Origin of the sequence: Blastopirellula marina (assembly GCF_002967715.1) — a bacterium.
Taxonomy (GTDB): Bacteria; Planctomycetota; Planctomycetia; order Pirellulales; family Pirellulaceae; genus Bremerella; species Bremerella marina_B.
In genome coordinates, this window is the sequence record NZ_PUIA01000068.1 from 120595 (window position 1) to 133387 (window position 12793).

The 12793-nt window shown below is 58.4% G+C and carries 9 protein-coding genes; 7 read left to right on the forward strand and 2 right to left on the reverse strand.

The annotated features are described in order from the left end of the window. The first annotated feature begins 191 nt into the window (after positions 1-191). Entirely contained in the window at positions 192-362 is a 171-nt protein-coding gene (locus tag C5Y96_RS20460; protein ID WP_105357222.1) for a DUF1328 domain-containing protein, read from the forward strand. 164 nt (positions 363-526) lie between these two features. Next, positions 527-1027, forward strand: coding sequence for a hypothetical protein (locus C5Y96_RS20465; RefSeq protein ID WP_105357223.1), 501 nt, complete (start codon positions 527-529; stop codon positions 1025-1027). On the opposite strand, the gene C5Y96_RS20470 is transcribed toward C5Y96_RS20465, so the two are convergent. Continuing rightward, complete coding sequence (locus tag C5Y96_RS20470) at positions 1024-2472, reverse strand: sigma-54-dependent transcriptional regulator (protein ID WP_105357225.1); 1449 nt, start codon at positions 2470-2472, stop codon at positions 1024-1026. The genes C5Y96_RS20465 and C5Y96_RS20470 overlap by 4 nt on opposite strands. A gap of 437 nt (positions 2473-2909) precedes the next feature. On the opposite strand from C5Y96_RS20470, the gene C5Y96_RS20475 reads away from it, so the two are divergent. Next, positions 2910-3380, forward strand: a complete 471-nt coding sequence (locus tag C5Y96_RS20475) for a Dps family protein (protein ID WP_105357227.1) — start codon at positions 2910-2912, stop codon at positions 3378-3380. 267 nt (positions 3381-3647) lie between these two features. Further along, complete coding sequence (locus C5Y96_RS20480) at positions 3648-6179, forward strand: WD40 repeat domain-containing serine/threonine protein kinase (RefSeq protein ID WP_158261341.1); 2532 nt, start codon at positions 3648-3650, stop codon at positions 6177-6179. A 61-nt stretch (positions 6180-6240) separates the two neighbouring features. Here the strand turns inward: C5Y96_RS20480 and C5Y96_RS20485 are convergent, their stop codons facing one another. Then, complete coding sequence (locus C5Y96_RS20485) at positions 6241-8391, reverse strand: vWA domain-containing protein (protein WP_158261342.1); 2151 nt, start codon at positions 8389-8391, stop codon at positions 6241-6243. A 46-nt stretch (positions 8392-8437) separates the two neighbouring features. Here C5Y96_RS20485 and C5Y96_RS20490 point away from each other — a divergent pair, with 46 nt between their 5' ends. From C5Y96_RS20490 to C5Y96_RS27875, 3 genes are all read left to right on the forward strand, one after another. After that, a complete protein-coding gene (locus C5Y96_RS20490) occupies positions 8438-12070 on the forward strand; it encodes a caspase family protein (RefSeq protein WP_105357233.1) in 3633 nt (1210 codons plus the stop codon). Positions 12071-12227: 157 nt separating this feature from the next. Next, positions 12228-12434: a hypothetical protein gene (locus tag C5Y96_RS27145; protein ID WP_146115751.1), complete on the forward strand. Its 207-nt coding sequence runs from the start codon at positions 12228-12230 to the stop codon at positions 12432-12434. A gap of 111 nt (positions 12435-12545) precedes the next feature. Continuing rightward, on the forward strand, positions 12546-12793 hold a 248-nt coding region (locus tag C5Y96_RS27875), incomplete at its 3' end, for a hypothetical protein (protein ID WP_214609077.1).

The window sequence follows — 12793 nt, forward strand, 5'->3', positions numbered from 1 at the left end:
TGTTGGCATAAGGGCCCTTCAAGAGGGCCAAAATCGTGCTTTGAAGCCTGTTTTCGGCATCTGACTGCCGTAAAAAACGGAATTGGCACGCTATCTGCAATTAGTGTTTGGCAGAACGAAGTCGACATGAGATTCACAACTTTGTCGACTTTCCAAAAATCAATCACTTCCTCCAGATAAGGAATCGAGCCATGTTAAGTTGGGCCATTATGTTTCTCGTGATCGCACTGATTGCCGCTGCTCTTGGTTTTGGCGGTGTTGCTGGTGCGGCCACTGGTATCGCGAAGATTCTGTTTTTCGTGTTCCTCGTTTTGTTCCTGATCAGCCTGGTATCAGGTGCCGTACGTCGCCCTGTTGCCTAGAATGTAAATGAATCGGGAGGGTTGATGTGCCAGCCCTCCCGAGCCACCCGGCGTTACTTTCACACGGGGCAATCTTTCCTAGGAGCCAACAACCCGCACCGCAAAACGAGGCGGACTCGGTTTGTCGCGGACAAAACTATTTGCACTCATAGAGCGAGATCATCATGGAAATGTACGCGAACAACAGCAATGACATTCCGCCGATTGTCGCGGAGGTTATTCAAGGTCTGCACGAGTTTCAGATGGTGCTCGTCGATTCGGCCGGCAAGGTCAGCGATACCAATGTCGCCAGGCAACTATACTCGCTGGCCCAAGAACACAGCGAAGTCGAACGGCAACTACGTCAGATGGCTGGCACCCCCAGGCCGGAAGCTTCCCGCGAGCCTTCCCCGTTTTTGAATCAAATCTATACCCTGGGAGCACGCCTGCGTTCGCTGGGCGATTTCTCGAAGTCCCAGTTCCTACTGTGCGAGATCATTCAGACCGAAGATCGCATGATCCGTCGTTTTCATGTTCTGATCGAACAAATCACCGACATCAAATGGCGTCGCCGCCTGGCACGCCAGCTCGATCACCTGCTGGACGTGCGCGAGAACTTAAGCCGTTTCGGCAAATGCACCACACCACACGAGAACGGTCGCCGGTCGACGATGCCTTCCAACTAGTCGTCGGAATTGATCACGTGGTCGATCGAAATATTGAGCGATCGAATCTTGTTCCGCAGGCTACCTCGGGTAATCCCCAGGCGTTCAGCCGCTTTCGACTGATTCCCTTCGGTGACGGTCAGCACCCGCGTCAGTAGCTGACGTTCCATCCACTCGAGCGCTTCGGCATACATCTCGGTCGAATCCGAAGACTCGAGCGTCCGCAGAAACTTGTTGAAATCCGCGCCGGCTTCGGTCGCGTTATCTTCGGCAGGAATTGGTGTTTGCGCTGAACCGTTCTCGTGCAGCTCCGACGGAAAGAACTCTGGCACCAGCACCGGCCCCATCGCCATCAGCATCGCTTTCCGCAGCACGGCCTGCAGTTCGCGGATGTTGCCCGGCCACGAGTACTCTAGCAGCAAATCAACCGCATCGTCCGAGATGCCAGAGACCTGCTTGTTGAGCGACTTATTGAAACGCGACAGGAAGTGTTCCAGCAGCAGCCGAACGTCGTCTCCCCGCTCGCGCAGCGGTGGCAGGTTGATCTGAAACGTATTGAGCCGGTGATAAAGATCGAGCCGGAACTCGCCATCTTCGATCATCTGTTCCAGGTCGCGATTGGTCGCCGAGATAATACGAACGTCGGTTTCGATCGTCTCGGTACCACCCACGCGTTCAAACTTCTGTTCCTGCAGCAGCCGCAAGACCTTGCTTTGGGTGGAAGGAGACATGTCCCCGATTTCATCGAGGAAGATCGTCCCGCCGTTGCACTGCTCGAACTTACCGATATGTCGCCGGTCGGCCCCGGTGAACGCACCCTTTTCGTGACCGAACAGTTCGCTTTCCAGCAAGGTATCCGATAGCGCCGCGCAGTTGATTGCCATAAAGCATTCGCTCTGGCGGGAACTGTGATGATAAATGGCCCGGGCAATAAGCTCTTTACCCGTGCCACTTTCACCCAAGATCAGCACGGCGACATCCTGGGGTGCCACGCGGCCGATCTTCTTGTACACGTCCAGCATCCCCTGGCTGCGACCAACCAGCAGGTCTCCCTTTTCCGGAGTCGAGGCCGCTTCCTGCATATGGACGGGCGACTGCATCAGCCGCCGCGTTTCGAAGGCCCGCTCGACCAGGTCTTGAATGTCTTGTTTGTTGAGCGGCTTGAGGAGGTAATCGTACGCCCCCCGCGACATGGCCTGAATGGCCGTATCGCTGTCGTTCATGGCGGTAATAAAGATGATCGGCAGCTTCGGATCGAGGTGGCGAATCTGGGTGGCGATTTCCAGCCCGTTGGCCTCGTGCAGCATGATATCCAACAGCAACGCGTCGGGACTTTCATTGCGAATTATCCCGAGACCGTCATCCGCGGTACTGCAAGAGAGTACCGAAACGTCCATTCCTTCGAACGTCTTCTCGACCAACCGATGGACCGATCGGTCATCATCGATCACAAGCAATTTTGGCATTAAGGGGCTCCTGGCCTTGGCTTTGCCTAACCGGTGATGAAAGGTCTGAAATCCGGTAAAAATCGCACTATTATTAGAGCGATCAAACCGTGAACCTTCAAGCACTTAGGCGTTACTAAGATGCTCATCATGTCCGAGGGGAAGGGTTGCCAATCGCCCATGGCGATCGATCAGCGGCCAGCCCATCCCCGATTTGGGCCACGTCCCCGAAAACATCACGTACTGAGACTTGATAAACGAATCACGTTAAAAGCTGTTCGTTTCAAGTTATATCGAATCTTTCTATAGCAAGATCATATCGCAGGAATCCGCGAATAGCCAAGTCCCCCACTCATTTCCGTGCCGCTTGGCATGAAATTTTCATTCCCTGGTAGTTGTTCCCGCTAGACGATCGGGATGGGTCCGCCCTTCCCCCAACAACCAGGAGAATAACCCCCATGGAATTCAAACGACACGTACTCGCGGAAGAGAAAGCCAAGCCTACCGCGAAAGAGCTCCAGAAGAACCTGATTGCCTTGATCGATCTTTCTTTGCTCCTCAAGCAAGCCCACTGGAACGTCGTTGGGAAAAACTTCCGCGCCGTGCACCTGCAGCTCGACGAGATCTTGCTGACAACCCGCGAGGGGACCGACGAGGTGGCCGAGCGAATGGTCATGATCGGCTTTTCCCCCGATGGCCGCAGCGCAACGGTCGCGCAGGAAACGCCCCTGGCCGCGTATGCCAACGGCTTTGTCGGCATCGACGCCACCGTCAAGGCCGTCGCCGATGCCTTGGCCACCACCATCGGCGAACTTCGCAGCTCGATCGAAACACTCGACGACCTCGACCTGGTCAGCCAGGACCTGTTGATCGCCATCTCCAGCCAGTTGGAAAAACACCTGTGGATGGTTCAGGCGCAGGAAGAATAAACCTGTCCTCAACAATCCCAAGCCTCGAGCACGCCGATGCCGGTCATCTCCCTCCCGGCGTCGGCGTGCTTTTGTATCGAAATCGCTTCGAGAAAACGAATCGCTCCACGCCCGGCATCCGCGCGATCTCCCAGCCCCTACAATCGCTCCCAATCGTCGAAATCTTCAGAATTGGACTTGCCTCTTCTGGTGGGGTGGGTCCAAACTTCAACCTATGCTAGAACTCACGCAGTTCCCCTCTTCGTCTCTGCTACCAGGAATCTGGCGATGTTTAACAAGGGAGATAAGCCAATCCCCGGTTATCGGCTCGAACGCTTTCTGGGCCGCGGACAATTCGGCGAGGTCTGGGCTGCCGATGGCCCAGGCGGAACGCTGGTCGCCCTCAAATTCATCGCGCTGCAGCAAAAGACCGGCATTCGCGAACTCAAGTCGATCCAGGCCGTCAAACGCATCAAGCACGCTAATCTGTGCAGCGTGAATGCCATGTGGTTGTTGGGCTACGATGGCGAAGTCCTCGACGACCACGAGATCGATCTGCTGATCCGCAACCAGGCCAAAGAACAAAAGAACGCCGCCCAAACGCTGGCCATCGAGCAAACACAAACGCTCCACAATCCTCAGTACCTGGTCGTCAGCATGACGCTGGCCGAAGGAAGCCTCGACGAGCGCCTGAAGAGCTTTACCGAAGGGGGGATCCCCCGCGATCAGCTGATGGACTACATGGTTCAGGCCGCTCGTGGAATCGACTTCCTCAACTCTCCAGTCCACGATGTCGGCGGCACCAAGGTCGGCATCCAACATCGCGATATCAAACCTGCCAACCTGCTGTTTGCCGGCGACTCGGTCCTGGTCGGCGACTTTGGCGTCGCTGGGGCGTTTGGCGAGTACGACACCGAGGCCACCAGCGTCGTCGGTAGCTTGTGCTACATGTCGCCCGAATCGATCAAGCGGATTCCTTCTTCCAGCTCCGATCAATACGCCCTGGCGATTACCTATTACCAACTGCGAACCGGGACACTGCCGTTCGAACCAACCGTCTCCTTCGCCGAACTGGTCGACATTCACGTCCGCGGCAAACTTCAGTTCCCCCTCGTATCGGACCACGAACGAGCCGTCCTCGGCAAGGCAACCGCCACCGATCCCAAGCAGCGCTATAAAAACTGCGTCGAGTTCGCCAAGTCGCTTGCTCCGCCGGTCGAAGCACCGCTTGCCGCAACCAAACGGGCATCGTCGTTCTCGCCAATCGTCGGAGGTGCCATTGCGGTCGCCTTGCTGATCGGCATCTTGGCAGCAAGCTTCTTCTTGAGCGGCGACAACAACACCAGCACCGGCCCGCAACTAGATCCGCACACGATCGTCTTTTCGCCAGAGCAAGCGATTTACGACATCAGCATCCTCCCTGAAGAACCGCGTGACGACACCAGTTTGTCCGGCACTTCGGCGGCCAACCTGCAGCTACTGCCAACCGACAAGGTGCTCGTCAACGCTCGCTCGGAAGACTGGTTGTACGAACCGTTCGATAAGCAATACACCTATGAAGAGTTAGCCCGTGCCGACTGGAAAGTCGCCCTGCAGCCAATCCCCGCTAAGTCGATCCTGGTACACATCACCAACATGGCCATCCAAGGCAAATGGGACGAAGCCACCCAGGAGTTTGCCCGAGCCGCGGTGTTGTACCCCGACCTGAAAGACAAACCTTCTTCCGAATCGGCCCAGTTGCAGGGAACGCCTGCGGTGGTTTCTTATTCGCTGCTTCCGAATCAATTGGTCGCAGCCTTAAGTGCTGACGGTTCGAGTAAACTCGGCATCGTACCGCTGGACGAGCCTGCAAAGCGAACCGAAGACATTTCGCTCAGCACGATCCCTCACCAGATTCACCTGCCAGGCCGTATGCCCTGGGCCGTGCTGATCCAGGACAGCTCTGCTGAGGTGGTACCACTTGATGGTTCCGCTAAGCCGTATGAAATCGACCTCGGCAAACCAGGCAATGCCAGCTACCGCGAGGTAGGACCTTCGGCCTTGTCACCTCGCGGCGATACAATCGTCGTCGGACACGATCAGAACCGAGTCGCCCTTCTGACAGTCGGCGAAGGGGAACAGCCCATCACCAAGACAAGCGAGCAGTTTGCTTCTTCGTCACTGGTAGTAGCGGTCGGGTTCACGCCCGATGGCATGCACTGCTTTACCATCGGCATCGATGGAAAGGGCCAAAAGTGGTCCGTCAAGGGGTTTGGTGCAGGGACGAGTTCGTTTGAAATAGCCGATCTCGACGAAGAAGTCCTGGCCTTACATCCCGTTTCCGAAAACCGCTTCTTCGCGTTCACGGATTCGAAGCTGCTCGACATTCAGCTGGCCGAAGGGGACGCCGCCGCCCAATCCAAACAGGTCGCCGACCTTCGTTCAGGGTTGATCGTGAGCCGACTGACCGGCGATCAGAAGTACCTGATCTTCAGCACCCAGGGGCAGTCTCAGCCCTTGTCGATTCTGAATGTCGAAACCGGCGATCTGACGAGCATTGCCCCGCCAGACATCAAAGGACTGGTCGAAGACTTCGATGTTTCGGCCGATGGTCGCTGGGTCGTATATGTCGACACGGCCGGTGCCCTGTTCGCAATCGATCTGAATGGTAATCCACTCACGCCCATGCCACTCGCCCCATCCCCTGGCGAGCGGATCAAGTTCGTCCGCATCGCATCCGGCGCGATGGATGTCGTCACCCTGGCCGAAGACGGCACAACGACCAAGTGGAACCTGGTCCAGCTACTCATGGCCGCCGGGGCGAACGCCAACGCAAACTAACGCCCCCTCACCCTAACCCTCTCCCCCGCAGACGGTGGAGAGGGGACTGGAGGAAGAACGCTTACTTGGCGGTGAGCAGCAACTCCCCTTCCTTCGGGAAGTAGGGCGTGCCCGTCTTTCCGTCGCCGGAATCCCACCGCATGTACTTTTGAATCACGTGGGCTTCTTCCGACTCTGGCCAGAAGGCCAGGATGTGAATCAGGTGTTGGCGGGCCAGTTGGGTGTTGGGCGTGAAGTCGGTCGCCTGGCTCGCTCCCCAGTCACCACACTGCACGCCGGCCAGCATCCAGTGAGCTCGCAGGGCCATCTTCAACAGCGAGGCCTCGCTGAACTCGGTGATCGATTGATAACGGCGAACGGCCGCATCAAAATCCTTACGGACCAGCAACGCATGATCGGCTTCGATCTCGGCTTGCAATAGCCGATCGTTCAACTGCCGTCGGCCATCGAATGCCTTGGTCAGGTAGCCAATCGCACTGTGCATGTCCCCCTTCGCTTCGTCGGCGTTCCCCTGCTCTTCGCGCGTCTTGGCCAGGTTGTAGCTCGCGCTGGCCAGTAAGGCATAGGTGAACGCGTTGGCCTGGGCACCACTGGCCATTGGCTTCAATAGATCGATCGCGGCATCCAAATCCTTCACGCGTAATGCCGGATCAACCGAGATGTCGACCGACTTCTCGATCAAGTCCATCGCCGCGAGCATATTCCCCTGCTCGGTCGTATTGAGTGTTCCCAGGATGCCGGGCCAGAACTCCCGCAGATCGCTGGCCTGTTCACTGCTGACCGCCTTGGCCAGCAGCACCATCGGCCCCGTCGTGGGTCGCGTTTCGGGAATCGCCTTCAGGTACGATGCCATCAAGATATCTTCCGATCCGCTGGCCGAAATGGCCGCGATCGGCTTCGCCGAGTTGGCCACGTAAACCTGCGATTGAACGTCGAACAAGTCACGGTTGGCTCGCAGGTCGCCGACAATCAAGATGTCGGCACGCAGCCGCAGGCACAGGGCCTGGGGCCACTGCGATTGATCGACCGGGCCAGACTTGAGCCGCAGAAACTCCGCTTCAATCTGGCGGCTGGAAATGGTCTTCACGCCTGGCAAACGTCCGAGGGTGTAACGCAACTGCGAGGCGAACTGCACGCCTGGATCTTCGTGGTAGAAGGTCATCGCGTTCCACGGCACGTGCGGCATGATCGCGACGCGTACCGAGGTCAGGTCGCCAAACTGCTTCTGAGCTTCTTCTTTTGCCTGGGTAATGTCTTCATCGGTGATCGCCCCCACGAACGCGAAGTCGGCCCGCGGGCGTTTAGCGGCACTGGCCACCTTCTCTTTGATCTGCGAGAAGGAGAGATCCAACATCAAGCCGCCGGTGCGCGAGGTCAACTGCCCCATGAAATTGCGGGTTTTATCGACGGTCGCCAGGAAGGCTTCGTGTTCGTCCGGGGCACTTTCGCACAGCAGCCCATGAATGTTGACGCCGCGCTGATTGGCGACATTCACCAGGGCATCGGTTTCGTACCAGCGGCGCGACTGCGTCTTCGGTTCGTCGAACGATGTATCGTACGGCGGTGCATCGGTGATGAGCATCAACCAGCGCGTGGCCTTTTCATCTTCCGACCACGGCAACTCTTGCAGCGTTTTGAAGACGGCCAGGTCGACTGCTTCCGGAAAGTAAGGACGCCCCGACTGCGGCTGCAGCGAGTCGATCATTTTCTGCACGGCCGTGTCGTCGCCTGAGAATCCGTTGGAAATTCCGACCAGCGGTTTATTGCTTTTGCCACTATCGGCGAAAGAAACGATTGCCACTTCAACCTTCGTTCCACTGGCTCGCTTCAGGTCGGCAATCACTTGCGGAACCTTCTCACGAATGCCAGGCAGCTGCTGGGCCATGCTTTCGGTCGTGTCGACTAGAAACGCAATTTGAATGCTGGGCGTCTCAGGGCGAATCGCGTCGAGGAAGCTTCCCTGGAAGATCCCCATGCTCTTCGCATCGGGCGCGGTTCGTACATTGAAGATCGAATCGAGCGCCGAGGCGGCAGTAGACTGGGAGTCTTGCGCAAAAAGCGGGGAAACGGTTAGCGTGTTTCCAATTAGTACGCAACACAACCAACCAGCGATCGTTAATCCCAAGCGTCGAAGCAATTCCGTATGACGCACGATTGGTTCCTCCTGCGGTTGATTCGACGAAAACTCGCTGGCCAATAATTCGTTGGTCATTGTAAACTGCCTTCTGCGGCTCTGGATACGGCTATTGCGAAAGACCATGATGATACGTTTCCTTCAAACTTGGTTCTCTGTCCTAGTAGTGGTTATCGCTCCACTACCCCTGACGGTTGCCCAAGAAATCCTTCCGGCCGAAAGTATTTTGCCAGGTCAAGATGAGCCGCCTAAGTTCTCGCACGATGGCCTGCCTGACGAATCCGTGGTCCCTGGCTTGCCGGTAAAGTCGATCCAATCGGAACAAACGTCCCCGCCACAGCTCTCGCCCAGCGATGAAATTCCGCTGGCCGGCGAAGATGTGGTACCCAACGTTCAAGTGGTGCAAGAGGTCGCGTTGCCGGAAGATCCTCCGTGGTTACGCCTCAATCTGGGTGGTCCGACCGCGCCGGTACAAACGGTGTGCTTCTCGCGTGATGGATCCCGCCTCTTGGCCGCCGGCAACGACAAAATGGTGCATAGCTGGATCGCCGCCGCACCGCAGCCTAGCATGCCGCAGCGCTGGATCTACGAAACGCCCGTACGCTGGCAGGTCCAACGCGCCACGCGCGGTGACATTCACGCGTTAGCCGCCATGCAGGGAAAATTCGCCTTCGCAGGCATCGGGGCTTCGGCCCTGACTGGCGAGATCGTCTTGGCCGATCAAGGCCGCATGGTGTACGAGCGCACCCTGTTCGACCTGGAAAAGGGTCCACGCTCGCAAATCCTCGACCTGGCCGCGCTGCCGGAGGGCCTGTTCTCGCTCGATAGCGAAGGAGCCGTTCAATACTGGACGGCCGATCCGGCGACCGGCAAATGGTCGTTCGCTACCGGTGCTAGTCCCAATGAAACGCTCAAGACCGATCCCGATCAGTTGCGATCGTGGCGGCTGCGCGGTAGCCGAATGGCCTCCAGCGGAGACGACACGTTGATCTTCCCAGTGCCGGTTCGCAGCGAGCAAGGCATTCCTTACTGGCGAATCGGTCGCTGGAAAGCGACCGACGCCGATGCGACCCTCGTCAGTGCGATCACCCAGGAATTCCCCGGCGGCATCGGCGCGATGGCCTGTAGTGCCAATGGAAGCCGCCTGGCCGCGGCCGATATCAGCGACTCTGGCACCCTCGTTCTGGCCGACCTGAGCAATCCCCGCGCGACGACTTCGATCGCCACCGGGGCCAACGTCCGCAGTGTTTGCATGCCGGGCAATGGAACCCAGGTCGCCGCCATCGTCGCAAGATCGCCGCGCGGTCCGTTTGAACTTCGTCTCTGGAACTGGCCTGCAGGCGGCACCGCGGCCCCTTCGGCCGTGCTTCCACTGGCGGCGATCGCCACTGACGCGGCCTTCAGCCCTGACGGAAAGTTCCTGGCCGTCACGCAGGAAAGTGCCATCGTGATGTACGACACGGCCGATCTGAAATCGCCGGTCATGCTGACCACGCCGATCATTACGCCGTCGGACGTTGCGTTCACGCTCGACGCCGACTACCGCATCGTTATCCGTTCCCCGGCCGGCGATGGCCAGGTGCGATCGGCCATTCAGTTCGAAACGGCCCAGCGCAAGTACTCGGTCGTTCAGCCGCCACCGCCGACCATTCCCAGCAATCCATGGAAGGGAACATGGTCGCTGAAGCAAAAAGCCGTTGATCGCGGAACGCGGCTGGTGTTCGAGATCTTCCAAGGAGAACAGCCCTACTGCGAGATTCCGTCGACGATATCGGGAACGGCTCGCATCACTTCGGTTTGCTGGCTGGCCCCCGATGAAGAACGCAAGACGCCTTCGCATGTCGTGGTGGGCACTGTTGGTCGTAATCATGCTTACCTCTTGGATATTACGAACCCGCAGAACGTGCGCGTCGTGCGCGAGTATCGTGGGCACTCGTCAGCGATTCGTAGCGTGGGTGTTTCGATCGACTACCGCTATCTGGTCACCGGCAGCGACGATGGCCTGGTGAACATTTGGAAGCTGAACGAAGCGCAACCTTCGTCGGCATCGCAAAATGCCTGGGGAGCAAACTTCGAGGTCGTCGACAACAACGTCGTTGCCCGCGACGTGATCGCGGATGGTCCGCTGTACTATCGCGGGGTTCGCAGCGGCGATGTAATTCAGTCGATTGCGAAGCGCGAGGACGCGAATCCGGACGTTCCTTTCGATGAAAAACAACGCAACGAAACGACCATCGATGCCGCCGAAGCGATCGTGCAAACGCTGCAAACGACCGGTGGCGAAACGATGCTGCGTTTTCAAATTGCCCGCAATGGGGCGAAGCAAAAACCGTTCTACCTGCACCCCGCATGGCAGCCGCTGGCCTCGCTGGTGACGACAAGCGATCGCGAGTGGGCCTACTGGACACCGTATGGCTACTACGATTCGTCCTTCAACGGGCACAAGATCTTCGGCTGGCAGATCAATCGCGGGATCGATCAGGCACCCGACTTCTTCCTGGCCGCCGAACTAAAGCAGCAACTCGAACGGCCGCGCGTGATGGAACGCCTGCTCGATGCCGGAAGTCTTTCCGCTGCGATGCAGGTCGCCAAGACGACGGTCCCGTTCAACCTGCATAACCGCCTGGAGGCGCTGGCATCGCTGCGTCCGCAAATCACGATCGATTCACCCACCGGCGACGAGACACTTACCGCTTCGCAGGTTGTGGTGGAAGCGACGATTCATGTTCCGGCTGGTTCGGAACTGGTATCGTCGAAGGTCTTCGCCAACGGAGTGCCGGCACTCGAAACGCTCGACGAAGAGGTAAGCGTCGATCCCAGTTCCCTCGGTCACGAGCACAAGCTGCGCTGGCGCGTCGCCTTGCCGCCCGATAGCCGGATTCGCCTGGACGTGATCGCCGCGACGACCGAAGGAATCACGGCCACTGAATCCCTCACGATCGCTCAGCCCCAGCGGCAGCGGGTCGCACCGCCGCGGCTGTTTGTCATAGCCGCCGGTATCAGCCGTTATGCCGATCAGCAGATCCCGCAGCTCGACTTCGCCGCCGAAAACGCCAAAGCTTTCAGCAACACGCTGAAGGCCCACGCCGCCAAGATGGATATCGAGACGATCGTGCTGACTGACGACAACGTCACGCAGCCGCTGTGGAACGTGGCCGCCGATACGATGTGGCAGCAACTGAAATCCAACGCGCGGCCGCAGGATGTGGTGCTGTTCTTTCTGTCGGGGCACGGGGTGCGCGACGTCGAATCGCAGCGTTACTTCTTTTTGACCAGCGACAGCAGCTTTACCGATGTCGCCGGACGGCGGTACGAACGGTGTATCTCGGCCGATGCGTTTCAGGATTACTTCGCAGGCCTGCCGTGCCGCAAGGTGGCAATCCTCGATACGTGCCATAGTGGTGCCATTCAACCACTGCGACAGGACGATTTAAAGGTCATGCTGCGCGACATGGAGGAGGACGTCATTCTGACGATCACGGCCAGCGAAGGGGACGAAGAGGCTTTCGAAGAGCGCACCAAGAAGTTAGGACGCTTCACGGCGCGCCTGGTCGAAGGTCTTTCCGGCAGTGCCGATCGCCGCGAATACGCTGGCAACGGCGATGGTCAGATCAGCCTGAACGAAGTGGCTCAGTACGTTCAGGCCACGGTCCCCAGCGATGCCGCTGCCGCCGGTCAATCGCAGCATCCCACGATCTTTCCGCGCGACCTGTTTCCGCTGGTCGATGTTCCTTTAGCCCATCGCGAGACCCCGTAACTTGCCGCTGTCGCTCTTGCCATCGAAGCTCTTTACCGCCGCTCGCCGGCTTCGGCCTGGAGATCGTGAACCCTGCCGGCCTGGCGTGGGTCTGTACAGGAAACGGAACCCGATTCACCCACTTTTTTCCATTTCGCTGCCTGCTGAGGAGAACGCAATGCCGTGTGATTGGAAGGCTACCCTTCGTCAGTTCACTTCGCTGATCCAGCACGTTACCGAGGACTGGAACAGCGGAGCAGGTTCTTTCACGCCCCAATTTGCCGCCGTGATCAATCGGCAAAAGCACATCCACAGCAACACGCCTCCCCCGTGGCTCAGTCGCCGCCAAAAATGCCCCGCCCAGCGCGGCGGGCCGAGGGTTTAACGGCAACCGCTCAGGTACCCGCCGGCATTCAGCCGAGCCCCCGCGCTCCGGTCCCCTCGCCCCTGCAGGGAGAGGGTTAGGGTGAGGGGTTTTCTTGTTGGGTGGCGACTCTTGCGCGACTGGGGTTCGCGTAAGGATCGCGTCGACATCCACTGGTTGGGGACGCAGGTTGTTGAACGATTCCTCGCGCCGCGTAAAGTTACCGTGCGCATCAACGCGGAAGCGAGGGATACTCGGTCGTTGTTGGATGGCCTCGTGCATCTCTTGGTCGAGGGAATCAAGGGGTGGCGGCGTTCGCTCTTTCGTCTCTTGCGCTTTCTGCAGCGCGGCAATCTCCGCTTCCAGTCGCTCGATCTCAA

What these genes read in the sequence shown, in the direction of transcription:
- C5Y96_RS20460 (WP_105357222.1), top strand. Translation starts at nt 192, where the DNA reads ATGTTAAGTTGGGCCATTATGTTTCTCGTGATCGCACTGATTGCCGCT.
- C5Y96_RS20465 (WP_105357223.1), top strand. Translation starts at nt 527, where the DNA reads ATGGAAATGTACGCGAACAACAGCAATGACATTCCGCCGATTGTCGCG.
- C5Y96_RS20470 (WP_105357225.1), bottom strand. Translation starts at nt 2,472, where the DNA reads ATGCCAAAATTGCTTGTGATCGATGATGACCGATCGGTCCATCGGTTG.
- C5Y96_RS20475 (WP_105357227.1), top strand. Translation starts at nt 2,910, where the DNA reads ATGGAATTCAAACGACACGTACTCGCGGAAGAGAAAGCCAAGCCTACC.
- C5Y96_RS20480 (WP_158261341.1), top strand. Translation starts at nt 3,648, where the DNA reads ATGTTTAACAAGGGAGATAAGCCAATCCCCGGTTATCGGCTCGAACGC.
- C5Y96_RS20485 (WP_158261342.1), bottom strand. Translation starts at nt 8,391, where the DNA reads ATGACCAACGAATTATTGGCCAGCGAGTTTTCGTCGAATCAACCGCAG.
- C5Y96_RS20490 (WP_105357233.1), top strand. Translation starts at nt 8,438, where the DNA reads ATGATGATACGTTTCCTTCAAACTTGGTTCTCTGTCCTAGTAGTGGTT.
- C5Y96_RS27145 (WP_146115751.1), top strand. Translation starts at nt 12,228, where the DNA reads ATGCCGTGTGATTGGAAGGCTACCCTTCGTCAGTTCACTTCGCTGATC.